Source organism: uncultured Arcticibacterium sp., assembly GCF_964021845.1.
Taxonomy (GTDB): domain Bacteria; phylum Bacteroidota; class Bacteroidia; order Cytophagales; family Spirosomataceae; genus Arcticibacterium.
Genome location: NZ_CAXHZC010000004.1, coordinates 486247 through 505970 on the forward strand (window position 1 = coordinate 486247; position 19724 = coordinate 505970).

At 36.2% G+C, this 19724-nt stretch carries 17 protein-coding genes; 2 read left to right on the top strand and 15 right to left on the bottom strand.

The window, feature by feature from the left end:
* Positions 1–51 precede the first annotated feature (51 nt).
* Positions 52–699, top strand: a complete 648-nt coding sequence (locus AADJ06_RS14445) for a hypothetical protein (RefSeq protein WP_341227183.1) — start codon at positions 52–54, stop codon at positions 697–699.
* Positions 700–771: 72 nt separating this feature from the next.
* Here the strand turns inward: AADJ06_RS14445 and AADJ06_RS14450 are convergent, their stop codons facing one another.
* The 13 genes from AADJ06_RS14450 to AADJ06_RS14510 form a co-directional block, all read right to left on the bottom strand.
* The gene (locus tag AADJ06_RS14450) at positions 772–2316 is read right to left on the bottom strand and encodes a SusD/RagB family nutrient-binding outer membrane lipoprotein (protein WP_341227184.1); all 1545 of its coding nucleotides are present in this window, start codon (positions 2314–2316) and stop codon (positions 772–774) included.
* Positions 2317–2337: 21 nt separating this feature from the next.
* Positions 2338–5439: a SusC/RagA family TonB-linked outer membrane protein gene (locus tag AADJ06_RS14455; protein ID WP_341227185.1), complete on the bottom strand. Its 3102-nt coding sequence runs from the start codon at positions 5437–5439 to the stop codon at positions 2338–2340.
* Between the two features lie 390 nt (positions 5440–5829).
* Entirely contained in the window at positions 5830–8346 is a 2517-nt protein-coding gene (locus AADJ06_RS14460; protein ID WP_341227186.1) for a hypothetical protein, read from the bottom strand.
* 230 nt (positions 8347–8576) lie between these two features.
* The gene (locus AADJ06_RS14465; RefSeq protein ID WP_341227187.1) at positions 8577–9854 is read right to left on the bottom strand and encodes a deoxyribodipyrimidine photo-lyase; all 1278 of its coding nucleotides are present in this window, start codon (positions 9852–9854) and stop codon (positions 8577–8579) included.
* Positions 9847–10332 (bottom strand): SRPBCC family protein, encoded by a 486-nt coding sequence (locus tag AADJ06_RS14470; RefSeq protein WP_341227188.1) that lies wholly within the window; start codon positions 10330–10332, stop codon positions 9847–9849. Before AADJ06_RS14470 ends, AADJ06_RS14465 begins: the two co-directional genes overlap by 8 nt.
* A complete protein-coding gene (locus tag AADJ06_RS14475) occupies positions 10329–11018 on the bottom strand; it encodes a lycopene cyclase domain-containing protein (RefSeq protein ID WP_341227189.1) in 690 nt (229 codons plus the stop codon). Before AADJ06_RS14475 ends, AADJ06_RS14470 begins: the two co-directional genes overlap by 4 nt.
* On the bottom strand, positions 11015–11464 hold the full coding sequence (locus AADJ06_RS14480; protein WP_341227190.1) for a beta-carotene hydroxylase: 450 nt from the start codon (positions 11462–11464) through the stop codon (positions 11015–11017). The genes AADJ06_RS14475 and AADJ06_RS14480 overlap by 4 nt, the downstream gene beginning before the upstream one ends.
* Positions 11461–11898 (bottom strand): hypothetical protein, encoded by a 438-nt coding sequence (locus tag AADJ06_RS14485; RefSeq protein WP_341227191.1) that lies wholly within the window; start codon positions 11896–11898, stop codon positions 11461–11463. Before AADJ06_RS14485 ends, AADJ06_RS14480 begins: the two co-directional genes overlap by 4 nt.
* Position 11899: 1 nt before the next feature.
* Complete coding sequence (locus tag AADJ06_RS14490; RefSeq protein ID WP_341227192.1) at positions 11900–12739, bottom strand: phytoene/squalene synthase family protein; 840 nt, start codon at positions 12737–12739, stop codon at positions 11900–11902.
* Between the two features lie 3 nt (positions 12740–12742).
* A complete protein-coding gene (gene crtI, locus AADJ06_RS14495; RefSeq protein WP_341227193.1) occupies positions 12743–14200 on the bottom strand; it encodes a phytoene desaturase family protein in 1458 nt (485 codons plus the stop codon).
* 44 nt (positions 14201–14244) lie between these two features.
* On the bottom strand, positions 14245–15141 hold the full coding sequence (locus AADJ06_RS14500) for a MerR family transcriptional regulator (RefSeq protein WP_341227194.1): 897 nt from the start codon (positions 15139–15141) through the stop codon (positions 14245–14247).
* Between the two features lie 128 nt (positions 15142–15269).
* A complete protein-coding gene (gene sucD / locus AADJ06_RS14505; RefSeq protein WP_341227195.1) occupies positions 15270–16145 on the bottom strand; it encodes a succinate--CoA ligase subunit alpha in 876 nt (291 codons plus the stop codon).
* 234 nt (positions 16146–16379) lie between these two features.
* Positions 16380–16673 (bottom strand): DUF3861 domain-containing protein, encoded by a 294-nt coding sequence (locus AADJ06_RS14510; RefSeq protein ID WP_341227196.1) that lies wholly within the window; start codon positions 16671–16673, stop codon positions 16380–16382.
* Between the two features lie 420 nt (positions 16674–17093).
* Between AADJ06_RS14510 and AADJ06_RS14515 the strand changes: the two genes are divergently transcribed.
* A complete protein-coding gene (locus AADJ06_RS14515) occupies positions 17094–17879 on the top strand; it encodes a T9SS type A sorting domain-containing protein (protein WP_341227197.1) in 786 nt (261 codons plus the stop codon).
* 73 nt (positions 17880–17952) lie between these two features.
* Here AADJ06_RS14515 and AADJ06_RS14520 read toward each other — a convergent pair whose 3' ends face one another.
* Complete coding sequence (locus tag AADJ06_RS14520) at positions 17953–18627, bottom strand: hypothetical protein (protein ID WP_341227198.1); 675 nt, start codon at positions 18625–18627, stop codon at positions 17953–17955.
* Positions 18628–18694: 67 nt separating this feature from the next.
* On the bottom strand, positions 18695–19724 hold a 1030-nt coding region (locus AADJ06_RS14525), incomplete at its 5' end, for a pseudouridine synthase (RefSeq protein WP_341227199.1).

Consider the following 19724-nt stretch of genomic DNA (forward strand, 5'->3'; position numbering starts at 1 on the left):
ATTGTGTTTTGAAAATGTTAGTTTTGGAGATTGTTCAAAAAAATAAATCAAATGAAAAAAATACTTGCCCCTTTATTTCTCTTGAGTTTGATAGCAAGCTCTTGTTGGAAAAATAAAAGCCCAGAAGATTTGCCAAGACTGAAAGCCGCTTTTCAAAAACAAGTGGAGACTTTTGAAAAAGATAAAAACACTACAAACGAAAATGTAACAAAGGGCCTCAGTTCATTGAGTGGATTACAGGCCGCTTTGGCAGATGCCAAAAACGAGGATAAGGAATTTGCCAAAGTGTATGGCAATTGGGAAAAAGTGGATAAGCGAGTGAAGGATTTAACGAAAGAATATGAGGATCTAAAAGCGAAAGCGGAGGGCTTATTTACTGCCATGGAAGAGCAAACCAATAGTTTATCTGACGCTAAAAGTAAAGCAGACCTTTCAAAAGCAATTAAAACGGCTAGAGTAAAATATAATGGCACGCTAGTGAATACCTCAAAAGCCATTGATAAATTAAGACTACTTCATACAGATGCGGTGGATGTGGTAAAGGCTTTAGAGGTGGCGGTAGCCTTAAATTCTTTTGATAATATTAACGCTCAGTTAGAGAGTATTGAAGGCAGAGTAGATGGTATCATGAATGAGCTTAATGTAGCTGTAGAAGAAAGTAAAAAACTTTATGATCAAAGAATTGAGGAATTGAATTAATCACAATCTTCTTAAAAGCAAAAAGGCTGTTTCGATTATCGAAACAGCCTTTTTAATATAAATCAATTAAGATTATTTATCCCACCACATGCGGGTAGTCATTAAATCTGGACCTTGAGCAGCCACCGCAGCAGTATAACTGCTAGGGTTACTTCCAGCCTCATCTTCATAATATCTTAACCTACGAGGGATAGTTCCGCCTGTTACGTTATTTGGGTCAGAAGTTGGTACTAACGCTGGGAATCCAGAACGTCTGTAGTTTGCCCAAGACTCGATATGGTTCAAATAAGTAGCAGCCCAGTATTGCTCACCAATCAATTCTAATTGATTATCAGCAGAACCAAAACCTAAACCTTCAATGTAAGCACTAACTTCTTCAGGAGCTGGAGTAGCTACTTTAAAAAGAGACCAAGAATCCATTGCTGCGGTAACACCAGCATTAAAGTAAGCCTCTGCACTTCCAGAAATCCATCCTTTAAGGGCAGCTTCTGCCTTCATGAATTCAACTTCTGCATGCGAGATGAAAGGTGTAGGGTCGTCTAAGTCTAAAATTTCAGGATTTGGGAAACTGTAATCATTATAAGTACCAAAATCAGGAAGTATGTTTTTGATAGTAGTACTTGTATAACCATTCGGTAAACCTTGCTGAGCATCAGGATCTGTATTCCATGTGCTGCTGTCATAAAAATTACCAACACCACCTACAATGATCATCTTTCTTGGGTCATTGTTAGCATTCATCCAATCCATAAAAGTTTTAGAGATTCTGGCGTTATCGTCACCACCACCACCTGAGTGATTTGCGTAAACCAATGAGGTTCCATTGTAGTTTGTATCTCCACCGTTTCCTAGTTGTTGAACTAAAAAAGCATTAGAGTCTGTACCATCAATGGCTCCACTAGCAAAAGCTTCTGCAAATACTGCACTGGCAGTAGCTTCGTCTACATTACTCATTCTCATCGCTATTCTCATCAATAAAGAATTTGCGAATTTTCTCCATTTAACTAGGTCACCTTTGAATAAGACATCTTGGTCACCTAAAGCATTCGCAGACTCTGAGAATTCATCTCTTGCTGCTTTTACATCAGCAATAAGGTTTTGATAAATCACTTCTTGGCTGTCATAAGTAGGGAACCAGTTAGCTTGATCTGCTACTCCACGTCCAGCTTGAAGGTAAGGTACATCACCATAAAGGTCAGTTATTCTATGCAAGTCAAAGGCTCTCATTATTTGAGCTGCAGCATGAATATTTGCCAGTTCTGGGATTCCAGCGGTTTTGTCAACTACCTCTGTAAGGTTTTTGATTGGGTTTGTATAGTGACTTTCCCAATACGCCCCACTATAAGAAGAGTTATAGTAATACTTGTCACCTGACCAGTAGCCAGCTAAAGTAGCATTATGCTGGATCATGGTAGAACTATAAATTAGGTTAGTTCTCCAGCTTTCGTATCTACTACCCGCCACTCGCAATTGACTGTAAGCTAACAGGTAACCCATGTCAATAGAAGTAGGAGAGTTTTTGTCTATGTTTAACTCGGTGAGTTTGTCTTCATCACAAGATGCAAATGTTAATGCAGCAAGGGTGAAAAGAGCTATTTGTTTTATGTTTTTCTTCATCTTTAAAGTCTTTTTTTTGAATTAGAAAGAAAGTGCAAGGTTAAAACCAAGGTTTCTTGTGGTTGGCATAGAGAAGTACTCAAGACCTTGAGCTCCACCAATGTTTGTATAACCACTTTCTGGGTCTATGTTAGGAACGCTTGACCATAATAGAGCTAAGTTTCTACCAACGGCAGATACTTTAGCCGACGCAAAAGGAGTCTTAGCTAATAGGCTAGATGGAAGGCTGTAGCCTAAAGAAAGCTCTCTCAACTTACCGAATGAACTATCATAAATGAAGTTTTCAGTAATAGTTCTGTACTCTTGGTAATATTGATCTACATCTGATGGGGCAATTTGCCATGTTTTGGCTTCGCCTGCAGCTGTTACACCAGTTACAGTAAGTCCATCTTCTCTTCCTTCTAATGTTCCTTTATGAAGACCAGCAGAGTGAAGTCCAAGGTTTGTGCCTGACATCATGTTTCCACCTTGACGCATGTCAATTAAGAAACTTAAGCTTAGGTTTTTGTAAGAGAATGTATTTGAGAAACCTGCACTAATTGGGTGTCTTCCCAAAGCTAACATTTCAAAATCACCTCTAACAGGGTAACCAGCATCACTATAAACAGGAACACCATCGATGGTCGCTTGCTTATAACCAGCTATCACACCTAATTGCTCACCTACATAGTGTCTGATTCTTTCTTGTCTTGATCTTGCTTCTTCTAAGTTAAGAAATTCAATGTTCTCTCCTTTTGCATTTGTCCCAAGGTTAAGAACCTTAGAGATGTTCCTAGAAAAGTTAAGAGATAAATCCCAAGTGAAGTCACCCTTCTTAATTGGTGTACCAGTTATCAAAAACTCAACACCTTTGTTTTCTAGCTCACCTACGTTAATAGAAGTACTTCCGTATCCAGAAGTTCCAGAGATAGAAGTATTAAGGATGTCATCTACTGTATTTCTTTGATAAACAGCAAAATCAAGACCTAATCTGTTTTTCAAGAATCTTAAATCTAAACCAAATTCAATTTCACTAGAAAGAAATGGCTTAAGGTTAGGATTAGGAATAGAACCATTGTTGATGTTTCCTAAAACAGCACCGTCATGCTGATAGCCTTCTAATCTATAAGTCAAGTTGTTGGTATATGCTCCAGGAGCTCCACCACCTACTTGTGCATAAGATAATCTAGCTTTTCCGAAGGTTAACCAAGAAGGTTGGTTTTGGATAACATCAGAGAATGCAAAACTAAGCCCTACAGAAGGATAGAAGATAGTATTGTTTTCAGGAGAAAGCGTACTAAACTGATCTTGTCTTCCACTTAGGTTAAGAAATAAGAAATTTCTGTATCCAATATTAGCAGAACCAAAGATGGAGTTAATTCCAGTTTCTGAAAAACCGTAACCATAACTAGTAGCCGCTACGTTATTAACACTACCGAAAAACGGTACATTAAGTCCCTGACCTCCAACTCTAGCCGACTCATCAGACCTTCTCATGCGGTTACCACCTACTATGGCATCAAAACTGATTTGGTCAAAGTCTTTGTTAAAGCCAATGAATAAGTCAGCATTGTCTTCGCGAATAGTTCTGTTTGTGATGTTATAATCACCAGTAAGCTTGTAAGCAGTACCGTAAGGTTCCGTAGTTTCAAAACGAACCGAATTAAAGTCAGTGCCAATTCTACCTCTTACATATAACCAATCAGTGATATGATATGTGGCAGAAGCATTTCCGAAGAATCTGTTTTTATCATCAAGACGTAAAAACTGATATGCTGCCCAGAAAGGGTTTGTGGCATAAATGTTACTAGTATGACCAAGCTCATAGCCATCTTCCATAGCACCTAATTTAGAAGGGTCTCCCATCAAATCGGCAAATGAAATATTTGGAGCTTTTGTAATTACAGTATAGTTAGCATTACCAGGAGAGTCAGAAAGTCTAGGTCTGTTTTTCGCACTTTCCAAACTATATTGACCAGTAACAGCTAAGTCAAATTTTCCAAACTTACCGTTCATGTTCGCATTGAAAGTAGTTCTATCGAAACCAGAGTTTGGCATGATATCTTCATTTTGAAGATTAGAAGCGGAGAATCTGAAATTTCCAACGTCATTACTTCCAGCTAGTGCTAAAGTGTTTGTCCATGTGTTACCTACACGATAGAAATCATTTAGGCCTTCCCCTGTAGCAGAGTAAGGTCTTTCTACACCATCAAACTGTATTACATTTGAACCGTCAAGTCTTGCTCCCCATGAGCTACCTCCATTGTCTAAAGCTTCTGCTAAAGATGTTGGAGCTAAACCGTCAATTCCAGTTCCATAAACCTCTTGAAGGTCAGTATGGTCAACAGCTTTGTCCATAGTGTAGTTAGTGTTATAGCTAATTCCAAGACCTTTTGCTCCTTTACCAGACTTGGTTGTTATTAAGATAACACCGTTAGAGGCTCTAGAACCATAAAGTGCAGAGGCCGTATTACCTTTCAATACAGAGATGTTCTCAATATCATCAGGATTAATAGAGCTCAAACCGTCACCACTGTCATTTCCACCCCATAAGCCTGCATTACCAAGGTTAGAGTTGTCCATAGGTACACCGTTAATAACATAAAGAGGCTGGTCGTTTCCACTTAAAGATGACCCCCCTCTAATTACCACTCTACTAGAACCAGCTACACCAGTAGAAGGTGTAGATACATTTACACCGGCTACTTTACCAGTTAATGCATTACCAAGATTGGCTGTTCTAGACTCAGTAAATTTGTCTCCTTCAACCTGTGTTACGGAGTATCCAAGACTCTTCTTGTCTTTCTCAATACCAAATGCTGTAACTACAACCTCGCCAAGAACACTGGCATTTTCTGATAATGAAACGTTGATAGTAGTTTGATTGCCTACCAAGACATCTTTAGAATCAAAACCAATATAACTAAAAGTTAAAGTTTGGTTTGAAGCGGCAGCTATCTTATAAACTCCGCCTTCACCTGTTATAGTACCTTTCGTGGTACCTTTTACAGTTACGTTAACACCATACAGGGCTTCCCCTGATGCGTCAGTAACCTTACCTGTAATTGTTGCGTCTTGAGCATAGGCCGTACTGCTTACAGTAGCCATCAGAGCAAGAAACAATCGGAATAGTTTTTTTCTCATGTAATAAATTAGTTTTGGAATATTGAATATTAAGTAATGAAAGGGTTTGTAGCGTTTTAATGCTACGAAAGGTTTAAAAAGGTTAAAGTATTATTAAGTATTAAAAAGTAACATTGAATTACTAAAAAAAATTAATAATTGTAATTATACATAAAGTGTGTTAATAAAAGCTTAACAAAAGCTTAACGAATTATAGAATTTGTAGAAAAATATAATAATGTCTCGTAATTACTATATTGGGAGAAGGAATATGATGATTGGATTTTGGTCTCCAAAAAATATACTTAAGTCCTTTTTGATAAGGAATAATAAGGGGGGTAATGACTCAGAAGATAATTATGAGTAAGGATGAGGCTTGATAAGATAGGGGGGGCGAAGCGAAATGTTTACTTATTCTTCCAGTATTTGTTGATAGGTTTTGCCGAACTTTTCATTAAAAAGGCTTTCGTAATTAGTTACGAATTTTTCATAAGTCTCCTTAGCCAGCGTGTGTTTTCCTAAAATATGCTGAGCCCTGCATTTCAAGCTCATTGCTATTTCATCTAATGGGTCGAATAGGAAAATGTTATTCGCTATATCAATCTGCTCTTTTGCGTTTTCTTTAGAAAGCGTTAAAGTCTCAGCAAAAAGTAAATATTTATCAATTATTTTATTCGAAGTTTCGCTTTTAAAGCTGTCAAGCCACTCAAAATCTTGATTTGGCAATAGCGTTCCTCTTTGAACTATTTTTGATAATTGGTCTATTTGGTCTTTTGAGTTTTCCGATTCAAAAAGGGCAATTTTTAAAAACTTAGCGTAATCTATGCAGGCTAGGTTCTCGTCATATTCTATTTCTAAATTCCCTGTTTTCTTAGCAAGTGATATGCCGTCAACTTCTTCCAAAATACTTTTTAGTTTTCGGATATTCACCGCTCTGTTATTTCTAGCACTTGCTTTACTTTTATCATACCAAAACATTTCATCAAGTTTGGAAGTGCTTACGCCTTTGTTCCACCTAAGGGTATGCATTAAAATATAAACAAATATCTCTTTTAGTAAAGGGCTTACAGCCCTTGTGAAGTCTTTTCCGTTTTGATTTATAATCTGGAATTCTCCAAAGAGTATGACAGAGCTCTTTTGTTCTGAAGCTGGCGATTCCTTTTGTTTAACTGGTTTTATTTCTACACTGCCACTTTGTATATCTAAAAGCTGTCCGACTTTGTTTCTTCGTCTCAAATATATTCTTAAGAAAACTAAAAGACCAATTAGACAAAGAGGGATAAGGTATATTAACGAGAAGGTAGCTTCAGTTTCTTTATCTTCCGGAGCACTTATTTGGTAAACTTTGACATTTGTACGGCTAATGTTAATATCATGAAGCGTAAGCACTAAAAAGAGTTTTTTGTCAAGTTCATTGAAGTAAAGGTTCACTGTACTTCGAACATCATTAAATAAGAAAGGTAGTTTATCCCCTATGTTAGTTAACTCAGGTTTTTCTAAAGAACCCTGTACTAATTGTAGTTCTGAGTTGTGTTTTAACTGATTAAAAGTAATTCCCCAAAAAAGATCCTTAGATTCCTGTAAAATCAGGTTGTTGGCAAAAACATAAGGCTCTTTAGGCTCTGGAAGTGTGTATACTTTGGATACTTCATTATTTATCCAATCAATTTTATAGAAATCATAATAGTTTTTTGGCGTAATTAATTGGTCTCCAGAGTCAGACCCATAACCACCAATATAATAGGAAGTAGTGGCATCTTTAGAGTTTCCAAAACCTGCTAAATACCTCGGTGCGGGGATGTCTCCACTCATATTCAGGTTTTCCCACACACCTGTTAGTAATGAAAATTTTTGGAAAGAGTTCTTATATTTAAACATGCCATAGCCACCTATGGTAACAATAGCGGTGTCTTCAGGGTATATATAAGTGTTGTGATGCCAGAATTCAGTAAGCGTGTCAGGTTCAGAAACTTTAGGTAAAAAATTTCTTTCTTTAGGGTTATATGGAAAGAATTGATGTTTGTTTACTCGGACAAAACCATTTTTGTCTTTAAAGCTAACACCAGCATCGCCAAAAGTGATTTTAGGTATTGCTCCCTTATAAGTTTCAATATTCGAACTGTTTTCTTCAAGGTTATACGAAAAGTGATTGAATTCTGAGAATATGTGCAGCTGATTTTCTGGACTGTTATAAGAGGTAGTTATTACACCATCAAAGTTATTATCTAAAACCAGCTCCCAAGTATAGTTTTTTCTTTTTACCCATTTTGGGTTCAGCACTTTTCCATTTAGATTCCCTTTTGTATCAGTAACTATACTTCCTGATATTTGGTCTAGAGACCAATGATGTTTTAGTTTTTCTTCAGAACTTATTTTTATGTCTTTAATGGTCATGGCCGCCACGTCTTTATAGCTAAATCCGGGATGGTGACTTTGACCAAAATAGAGTGTAAAGTCCTTGGCAAATTTCGAGGTACTTTTTGTCTTTACTAAAAGAACTTCATTAACATAGAAACATACCTCTGAACTAATGAGGTCAACCTTTAATTTAAGGTTATTCCATTTTTTAGTTTCTATTGGTGTTTTTGATTTGTCACTTAAATCAAAGTTTTGCTGGCCAATAATAAATTGAAAAGTGTTACTCCTAAAAATTAGGTCAATGTTATTGTCGTCGGTGTCTATTAATCTGAAAATATAACCATAAAAATTATTGTCATGGGAATCTGTTTTGGCTTTGAAGTCTATTTCAAAGTCATTACTAATACTTATTTTTTTCTTATCTCCAAGAATTAGTGATGTTCTGAGGTCACTGTTTTTTTCATTTCCATGAAAACCGAGACCGTATTGCTGTGAGAAAGCGGTGGAGTAACAAATAGTAAGCAAGGGCAGTATCATTTTTAGAAAAATACCACCTGAAGTCAGCTTCATTTTATTTAATAAAGTCTTTGCCAAGACATAGAAAAAAGATGACAGTTTTGAATATATTTTTATAATCAAGCTTGCTATTTTAAAATATTTTAAGAGTGTAAAAATGTTTCTAAATACACTTAGGATGCAATGAAATGCATTACAGACTTAAATATGTAAAATAATTAGTCAAAAAAATGACTGAATAGTACAATTTATTTCTTCACAGTGCACGTTGCAATTTATAAAAATTAAGATAAAGACCGCTTATAGACTTCTAGACATCTTTTTCGGGCAAATGTGTGCTCTACCATAGGAGCTGGGTAGCTTAGGTCATCAAAATTCTGAACCCACCTTCTGATATATTTAGCTTTCGGGTCAAATTTCTGTTGTTGTGAGGTAGGATTAAATATTCTAAAATACGGGGCAGCGTCGCAGCCAGTACCCGCTACCCACTGCCAGTTTCCGTTATTAGCTGATAAATCATAATCCAGAAGCTTTTTTGCAAAATACGCTTCACCTTCTCGCCAGTCTATAAGTAAGTGTTTGACTAGGAAACTAGCTGTAACCATCCTTACTCTGTTATGCATCAAGCCAGTTTCGTTAAGTTCACGCATTCCTGCGTCTACAATTGGGTAACCTGTTTCGCCATTACACCATTTTTTAAAATCATCCTCAGCGTTTCGCCATGTTATTTTATCATATTTTGGCTTAAAACTATGGGTAACTACATGAGGGAAGTGAAAAAGAATTTGCATGAAAAACTCTCTCCAAATTAACTCACTTAATAGCGTTTGATTTGTTTCTTTGGCGAGTTTAACGGCTTTTCTCACGGAAATTGTGCCAAATCTTAGGTGAGTGCTGAGGTAGGAGGTTTGCCCTAAGGCAGGAATGTTTCTTACATCTTCATAATTCTCAAGCTTATCAAAAGTGTATGCAGGTACCTTTATTTCAGATGCATTAAAACCTATTTCCTCTAAAGTGGGAAAGTCAAATTTTGAAGGAATTAGGTTGCCTAGATTTGCTTCACTAGCATATGGACGTATAAAGTCATCCTTAAACTGACTCAGCCATTTGTTTTTGAACGGCGTGTAAACTGTATATGGCTCTCCATTATCTTTTACTACCTCGTCTTTTTCAAAGATTACTTGGTCTTTAAGTTGGTGTATAGCTATTCCATTATTTGCCAATAAGTCAACTACAGCCTCTTCTCTTTTTAAAGCATATGGCTCATAGTCTTTATTGAGAAAAACATTTTCTACATCGAATTTCTCTATAATTTCATTCCAAACTTTAAGAGGGTCACCTATGTATACCTTAAGCGAGCCTTTAAACTGATGATGAAGGTGCTTAAGCGTTTTGTATATGAAACTAATTCGAGCATCATCTTTATCTAACTCGTCTATGATTCGGGTATCAAAAATAAATATAGGAAGTGTTTTGCCACTCTTTAAAGCTTCATAAAGAGCGTGATTATCTTCAGACCTTAGGTCTCTTCTAAACCAGAAAATATTTAAGGATTTAGTCATTTGGAAAGAGTTCGGTGAGCTTTTCTGCTCGGTAACTAAAAATGTGTTTTAGTTTACTTTTTATAAAAAGAATGTTCATCAGGTTACCGATAGGTCCTAAGGGTATTTTGTAAGACACTTTGTCGGTAGCTAAAGTCTTACCATCTGGTAAAGCCTCAAAAAAGTGCTCATGATGCCACATGGTATAAGGGCCAAAACGCTGCTCGTCTATAAAGTGACTTAGTCTTTTTACTGCAGTTATTTCGGTAACCCAATTAACTCTTACACCAGGCAATATGCCTACTTTATAACTGATTATTTGACCGGGATAAGCTTTTTTATCAACTTCAGAAGTTACCTTAAAACTCATGTCTGAAGGTGTTATTCGTGGAAGATTTAGTGGAGAACTGAAAAAAGACCAAGCCTCTTCAAGCGAAATAGGTAATATTTGCTCAGCTTTTAAAGTATGTATTCCAGAATGGCTTTTAAATGTTATCATTTTGAGATTTTTAGATGAAAATACTTCATAAGCATTAGGTTAGAAAAAATCATACTGAAGGCATAGGCAGTGTCTTCTAACGGAATAGTAAAAAGACGGATACCTAAGTTTTCTGCATTGTTATACCACACTACCGGCTCTTCAATAAAGCTGCCAGTAAGTATTCCATTGACAATGAAAAAAGGAATTAGAATAATTAGGAAAGAAATATAAAACCTCCTTAAAAGCTCCAAATTTGTTAACCACGAAACAACTAGTACTACGGAGAAGAAGGTGAAATTAACAAAAGTATAAGCTCTATCTGAAAACTGGATACTTAGCACCACTGCTAAAATAGCAAGTAAGATAGTGATGGCTTTTACCAAAGTTAGACTCAATTTTACCTTAGGAACAAAATATTCTAAAGAGTAATGTATGAAAATACTAGCATAAGGAATGCAAAAGAAAAAGAGTATCTCTTCAAAAGGAAGACTCCAGAATTCAATGCCAAAATGGTATTTTTCATTAAAACCCCAAATGCCATTTCTAGTGAAAATTACATCCCATATTATAAAGATGACGGCTATAATAAACGAGGACATAAATATTGCCTTCCAGTGTCTGATGAAGTTCATCTTTGGGTGAAAGGAATATAAAAAAGGAATACTTAAAGACCCAATATTAAGTAGAAAGTATAGCCAAGTCATGCCGTTTGATGTACTTTGAAATATTTTAAAGGTACGTACAACATCCCAAAACATTCACCATGCTCTTTGCCAAGATGCTTGTGGTGCATTTTATGAGCTTTTCTTAAACCTCTAAGATATGGATTGGTGGTTTTGTCAAACCATTTAAAGCGGCGATGTATTAATACATCGTGCACTAAAAAATAGGCTAAGCCGTAGAGCATGATTCCAAGGCCAATGAAAAAGAGGATATTTAATCCCCCTTCCACACCGAAGTAAAATAATGCAATACTTGGCATAGCGAATATGACAAAAAAGAGGTCATTTTTTTCAAAAAAACCTTCATGCGGTTGATGGTGGTCTTCATGTAAAACCCATAAAAGGCCATGCATAATAAAACGATGTGTACACCAAGTGACACCTTCCATTATTAAAAAAGTTACTAATGTGGTTAATGCAAAAATCATAAGGAGCATTTTATCTTAATGTATTTACTCAGGGTGTCGTCAGAAGAATTTGACTTAATATAATCTTTTAACATTTTTCTATCTACTTCTAAATTATCATTGTAAGATAGAAAAGATGGAGCATTGGACTGTACTAAATATCTAATATATCTGAGATGAATATTCTCTGGGTTTTTACTAATTAGCTTTTCTAGTTTGTCTTTGCTATCATTAAAAATACTTAGTTTTCTAATAGGACTAAAAGCATGCTCAGCTTGCTTCATTTCCATAGAGCACACATAAGCTTGATACGTGGCGGAGTTTTCTACACCATACTTTTTTATAAAGGCTTTTTCCTCTGTTTCTGATTTAATGCTGTGAAAGTCATTTAACAAGTTTTTTACATCGTTTAGAGGGAATGCACAAAGTGTCAGTAAGATTATGATTGCTTTCATTTTAGTATTTGTTTAGCCTAAAGCGTATGTAGCAGTCTCCCAGAATAGCTAGTTTTCTTAAATCAGAAACCCTTATACGCTCATTCATGATGTTTTCAGAAGGGGTTTGTTCTAACTTATGCAGCAGACGATTGTAATACCTATATGCTACATATACCCCCATTCTAGCCTCTAGTGGTAGTTTTACTATACCCTTATATGCTTCTTCAAAATCATTTTTTATCTCTCTAACTATCTCTTCTTTTTGACCTTTAGTAATATTTCTTAAATCAATATTTGGGAAATATGAACGGTTAAGAATTTCATAGTCATCTTTTAAATCTCTTAAGAAATTGACTTTTTGAAAAGCGGAGCCCAAACGCATGGCAGAGTCTTTTAAAAGCAAATATTTTTCATGGTCTCCTTTTACAAAAACCTTTAAACACATGAGTCCAACTACATCTGCTGAACCATAAATATACGTGTCAATCTCCTTCCGGCTCTCATACTTTTGTTTTTCTAGGTCAGCTCGCATGCTGCTCATAAATGCTGATACATGCTCCGCATCAATGTCGTACTCCTTTACTGTTTTTTGAAAGGCATTAAGAATAGGATTTAAACTTATTCCATGTTTTAAGGCACTATAATAGTCTTCTTCAAACTTGTTAAACAATTCTTCTTTAGGATATTCATGAAAACTATCGACAATCTCATCTGCCAAACGAACAAAACCATAGATGTTATAGATAGCAGGTCTTATTGTTGGAGATAAAAGTCCAACAGCTAAGGAGAAAGAAGTGCTATATTTTTTTGTAACAAGTTTTGAACTCTGAAGTGAGAGCTCATCAAATAGGTGTTTCATAAATTAAATGTTTTGGAGTATTTGCTCCGCGGCTATTTTTCCCGAGATAAGAGCAGGAGGAACTCCTGGTCCAGGTACGGTTAATTGGCCTGAGAAGATCAAATTTTTCACTTTTTTACTCTTGATTTTTGGTCTTAAAAAAGCCGTCTGCGTCAAAATATTGGCTAATCCATAGGCATTTCCTTTATATGAATTATAGTCTTCTTTAAAATCATTTACACAATATGATTTACAAAATAGCATGTTATTTTGAATATCTTGTCCTGTAAGAGATTCTAATCGCTTTAAAATTAATTTCAAATACTTTTGGCGAAGCTCTTCTGTATCTTCCAAGTCTGGAGCAAGTGGGATTAAAAAAGTAGCTGCTTCTTTACCCACAGGGGCGAAGGCCTCATCAGTCATAGAAGGAAAGCTGGCATAAAATAAAGGTGTTTCTGGCCAGCGTGGATTATCATAGATATCTGCAGCATGTGGCTCAAAATCCGTATCGAAGAATAGCGTATGATGCGAAAGGTTTTCTAGCTTGTGATTTATACCGATATAAAACAATAGGGCAGAAGGAGCAAAAACCTTCTTTGACCAATATTTTTCAGAGTACTGTCTGTGCTTTTCATCTAGTAAGGTTTCTGTATGATGATAGTCAGCACCTGATAATACGAAATCAGATTCTATCTTTTTCCCATTGACTGTTAGACCGTCTATCTTTCCATCTTTTACTAAAATCTTATCAACGTTGGCTTCGGTAGTGAACATCACTCCTAAAGATTCTGCCAACTTTTGCATTCCTTCTATGACGGAGTACATACCTCCTTTAGGATGCCATGTACCAAGCCCAAAATCTGCATGGTTCATGAAATTATACATGGCAGGAGTATTACTAGGTTTAGCTCCGAGAAAAAGCACGGGGAATTCAAGCAGCTTTCTCAATCTCGGACTTTTAAACTTCTTCTGTATTTGAGATTGAATACTTACAAAAAGTAGGCGTAATCTAGTGGCACTTTCTAAAGTGATAAGTTCTAACGGCGAATTCCCTGGTCGGTAAACTAAATCTTGAACGGCTATTTCATAATTTCTTTTAGCCTGTTTAAGAAAACTCTTTAACTCGGCTGCACTTCCTTTTTCTGTGTCTTCAAAAAGTTGATAAATCTCTTCAATATCACCAGAGACTTTAACGCTGTCGTTTTTGTCAAAGTAGACTTCATATCCTGGATTGAGCTTTTCAAGAGTGTAAAAATTACTTGGATGCTGATTGAAGTCATTAAAGAATTTTTCAAAGACATCTGGCATCCAGTACCAAGTAGGGCCTATGTCAAAAGTGAAGCCATCTTTTTCGTACCTTCTGGCTCGACCTCCTATGGTTTTGTTCTTTTCAAAAATTTGAACTTCATGACCTGCTTGAGAAAGGTAACATGCTGCCGAAATGGAAGAAAAGCCTGAACCGATAATAGATATTTTTTTCATATTGTTTAACAAAAATAGTAATTAATTAAACAGAGTGTAATTAATTATAAACTTTTAATTGCATCTTTAATTGAAGTGAATGTTTTAAGATTATTGTGGTCTGTATTAATTTTCAAGTCTTTCAAACGATAGCTAATAGCCCAGTATTCATTTCCATTACCTATTAAGAGTTCTTTCACTTGTTCTAGGTAAATCTCTATATGGTCTGACTTAGGTGATACAGTAAACTGACTTATCCAAACAACTTTCTTGAACTGATTCTGGAGCGATACTAAATCTGAAATAGGCACACTTCTACCGAGGTAAATAGTTTTCTTATGACGAAGTAATAGTTCGTAATTAAAATATAGAATACCTATTTCGTGCATTTCCTCTTCAGGCAAGTAAATTACATAAGTAGCATCCGTATCCTTCTCTGTATTCCAATCAAGGTTTTCAATGTTCACCTGAATCTTTTGATAAATCAGATTACTTATGAAGTGCTCATGAGCTGGATTAATGGAGTTTGTCTGCCAGTTTAACCCTACAAATTCTAAGAAAGGTACATAAAGGTCAAGAAATATTTCACTAAAGGTTTTCGTCTGTAGCTGCTCTCCATAAATCTCGTTAAAAAGTGAGGTATCAAAATTATACATGCAGAGTTTTAGGAGTACTAATGCTTTATCGTTCTTGAATGCCTGATTTACGAACTCTCGTGTCTTTAGGATTATCTCTTCTTCAGAAAGTTTAGCAATCTTAGAAATCTTTATTCCATGCTTATTAAGCAAAGCAACATTAAGGATTTTTTGTAAACTCTCTAGGTTATATAACCTGACGTTTCTGTTAAGTCTTTCAGGTTGGAGTAAATCATAACGTTTTTCCCAAATACGTATGGTATGTGCCTTAATGCCTGAGATGTTCTCGAGGTCATTGATGGTAAAAGAATCTTTAATATTGTTCACTGAAAAATAGTTCTAGTTAAACAAATATAAGATAATTGTGCTTGATTCTCATTTTAATTTTAAAAGAGCACAAAAAAAGAGATTGCCCTTATGGGCAATCTCTTCATTAAGATTTTAAAATGTTTGGCTTATTTGCCAAGAGCTTTAAGCATCACTTCGCCGATTTCGGCAGGAGACTTACAAACGTGAATTCCACATTCAGCCATAATTTTCATTTTAGCTTCTGCAGTATCATCAGCACCACCAATTATAGCACCTGCGTGTCCCATTCTTTTACCTTTTGGTGCAGTTTGACCAGCAATAAAACCAACTACTGGCTTAGGATTGCCTTGCTCTTTTATCCATCTAGAAGCTTCAGCTTCATAGTTTCCTCCAATTTCTCCAATCATAACGATAGCCTCTGTTTCAGGGTCTTCCATTAATAATTGTACAGCTTGTTTAGTAGATGTTCCAATGATAGGGTCACCACCAATTCCGATAGCTGTAGAAACTCCTAAACCAGCTTTTACTATTTGGTCAGAAGCTTCATAGGTTAAAGTACCTGATTTAGATACAATACCGATTTTTCCTTTTTTGAATACAAAACCTGGCATAATACCAACTTTCGCTTCGCCTGGTGTAATTACACCTGGGCAGTTAGGTCCTATTAATGTACAGTCCATGCCTTTGATGTAAGACTTGGCAGTAATCATATCTTTAGTTGGAATTCCTTCTGTGATACAAACAATTACTTTAATACCCGCATCAGCAGCTTCCATGATTGCATCAGCTGCAAACCCTGGAGGTACAAAAATTATGGAAACATTAGCTCCAGCCTTTTCAACGGCCTCTTCTACAGTATTAAAAACAGGTCTGTCTAAATGAGTCTGACCACCTTTGCCTGGGGTTACACCACCCACTACATTAGTGCCATATTCTATCATTTGACCTGCATGGAAGGTTCCCTCTGTTCCTGTAAAACCTTGTACTATAACTTTTGAATCCTTATTGACAAGTACGCTCATTGATCGTTTTTATGCTTAAGTTTTGAATGAAAGATTTCCCACAAATGTGGCATATCCTAACGGGTGTCAAATGTACTTTGGAAATTAGAAAAATACAAAAAAGATTTAGAAGCTATTTGCGGAAAATTAAATATCAACGGATTTAACTGCGGTTAATCAGAATTAGAACTTTGTAAAGTGCTAATTAATGAGACTTTCTTTCTAGTTGGAATTTGCGGGGAATAATAATGCTAACTATTTTCCTTTAAGCTTCTTCATTAATTGACCAAATGCTGGGGCAAATTCTTCAAATATGGGGTGTTTCTTGTTTTTTAGAATTACCTCACTGAATAGCTTTAAGCCAACCATAAATTCTATATTATCATTTTTATTTTCAAAGAGTTCTCTGTTTTTGAAGCGTTCTAATAGTTCAAAAATGTTATCATGATTTTGAAAGTCAAACGCTATAGCTTTTGAGGGTTCACTGCCATCTTTTAATTGAAGTTCTTTAAGATGTAACTCGTATATATTATTTCTTTTTTCTGTCACAAATTCTAGTGTTTTGGACAGTCGCAGTTGCTTTTCCCTTTGAAAATTCTTTTGAATAGACCTCGTCGTTTTTTGTAACGACCATTTTTCTTCCTCTTGCCTTTTTTATTGACAACTACCTCGACGCTCTCGGAAGAGGTAACTGGAGCTGACGCAAAAGAAAATTGAACGATGAATAGAAAACTAAGGATATAGGAAATTTTACGTATCATATTTTAACAACGATGAAGTCGTGGAAAATTGTTCAGAATATGTGCTACAATTATCTTTCCGAATTTCTATTCGTTTCATTCTTTTCGAGTACTAGGACGCAGAGACATTAAGTTTCTTTAACAAAAATTAAGAAATGAATAATATAGATTTGTGTTGTTAAGGTGCTAAAGCACTACAGTACAAATTATAAAAAACTAAAACTTAATTATGAAAAAGTTAGCAATATTAGCCTGTTTGGCTTTCATGAGCTCCATGGTTTACGCCCAAAGTGAGTCGTCAACCGTAACAATTCGTGTAGAAAAAATAGTAGATGGCGAAAAAGAAGTTACGGTAAGAAAAATTAACACGGCGGGCATGACAGATGCCGAAAGGGATGCTGTGATTGAGAATGTGCAAGACTCACTTATAGGTGATGTAAATAGTAAGAAAAGGCTGAAAGTGGTGATAGAAGACGATAGAGACGTTTTCATGGGGGAGCAAGATGAAGAGCTTGAGCTATCAGAAGACGAAAACGGTGTATGGCAGCATTATGATAGCGAGCATGATAATGAAGTTAGAATCTATAAGAAAAACAGAAAAGGAGGGAACGACTGGAAGGAAGATTTTGAAATAGAAATGGAGCGTTTTGGTGATAATATGAAAATGCTTGGAGAGGAAATTCCTTATAGAATAGAAAAGCACTTACCTCGTTTTTATGCTTGGTCTGATAACGTATTGGCAGAGGTTGGTAATAGCCCAATTCGTTCTTTAGATGTTTTCCCAAACAAGCCTAACTCTGATGTTATTAATGTGAAGTTTTTTGCACCTCAAGAGGGCGATGTAAGTATTTCAGTAATTGACACCAAAGGTAAAGTGGTAGCTCAAAAAGAAACGAAGGACTTTAAAGGAGAATTTGTAGGGCAAATAGATTTAAAGAAGGGTCTTAAAGGAACACACTTTGTGATAGTGAGTCAGGGTGAAGATGGAATTAGTAGGAGGGTAGTTTTAGATTAATCTTTAGCAGTACAACAAAGAAAAAGCCTCTTCCTTTAAAAGGAAGAGGCTTTTTTATGATTGCGTATTTTTATTATTTCCCAAAGAGCTTACTCCAAAAGCCTTTTGCTTTTTTTGTAATTTCTTCTACTGCTTCTTCTGCCTCATCGGCTAATTCAGAGGCTTTCGCTTTTGCTTTTTCAGTTGCTTCCTCCATATCATCTTTCATATCTTCAAATTTTTCAGAAGCCTCAGCTTTAAGGTTTTGAACCTTTTCACTGTCTACAAAGTCCTTCACTTTTTCTTTGGCTTTGTTTACAGCTTCTTCAGCATCTCCAGCAAATTCTTTCGCTTTTGCTTTAGCATCGTCAAATGCTTCGCTAGCGTCTTCTTTTATATCATCAAACTTTTCAGAAGCTTCGTCTGCCATTTTTGAAGCGGCAGCTTTAGCTTTAGAAGTGGCTTCAGTGGCCTCATCTGCTAATCCAGAAACAGCACCTTTTGCTTTACCGGCAGCAGCACTAGCTGCACCTGTGGCTTCACTAGCTACGTTTTTGGCTGCATTTGCAGTACCTTCCACAGCATCAGTTGCTCCTTTAGCAACACTTCCTGCAGCATCGGTAGCGGCATTTGCAGCGTTTCCAGCCGCATCAGTAGCAGCATTTGCTACGTTACCAGCAGCGTCGGCAGCAGTATCTACAGTCTTAGCGGCGGTGTCTTTTGCCTTATTGGCTAAGTCACCTGCTTTGTTTTTCAGATTGTCTAACATTTCTATATTTGGTTTAAGGTTTATTTGTACTAAAATAGTAGGTTTTCAACGGATTAGCAAAAAACCATTAGATCATGTATTTCAATCTGATTAGCTCTTTTTCATTAAGAAAACGCCATTTTCCTCTAGGCAAATCCTTTTTTGTTAATCCAGCAAAAGTTGTTCTGTCTAATTTTGTAACCTCGTATCCAAAGTTTTCAAATATCCTTCTTACAATTCTATTTTTTCCTGAGTGTATTTCTATTCCTACTACGTGTGCATCAGGAGTTACTAAAGCTAGTTGGTCTGGTTTTACAAAACCATCTTCTAGCTCAATACCCGCTTTGATGGCCTCAAAGTGCTCGGTAGTAATAGGTTGGTCTAATTCTGCTTGGTAAATTTTCTTGATGTCGTTAGTAGGATGTGTTAGTTTCTCCGTTAACTCGCCATCATTAGTTAGTAATAATAAACCAGTGGTATTTCTATCTAACCTTCCTACTGGATAAACTCTTTCTTTACAAGCTCCACCCACTAGATCCATAACAGTTTTACGCTCCTTTGGGTCGTCCATTGTGGTTATGAAGTCTTTTGGCTTATTAAGAAGGATGTACATCATTCTTTCACGGTTCAAAACATCTTTACCATATTTTATGGTGTCGCTGTCTTTTACTTTGTAGCCCATTTCGGTTACTACTTTTCCGTTCACCTTAATCATTCCTGACTCTATGAGCTCATCAGCCTCTCTTCTGCTACACAAGCCAGCGTTGGCTATGTATTTATTTAGTCTGATTTCCTCTTCTTTTGAAGGGGCATCTTCCATTATTTTTTCTTTGATACGCTCAGGAGCTTTAGATTTAAGAGCAGCTGCATCATAACGAGGTGGTCTTTCTGGCCCAACTTGTCTATCTAAATTTGGTTTGAAAGTAGATAGTTCAGGCCTGCCTTTTCTTGGTCTTTCTTCTCTTGAAAATCCCGATTTCTCTGTTTTTCCTTTACCTCTAGGTGGTTTTCTAAAATGTCTTTCTTCCCCTCTGTCGTCTCTTTTATCGCCTCTATTAAATGGAGGTCTAGCATCACCTCTTCCAGAGTCACGTCTGTCGCTACCTCTGTCATAAGAA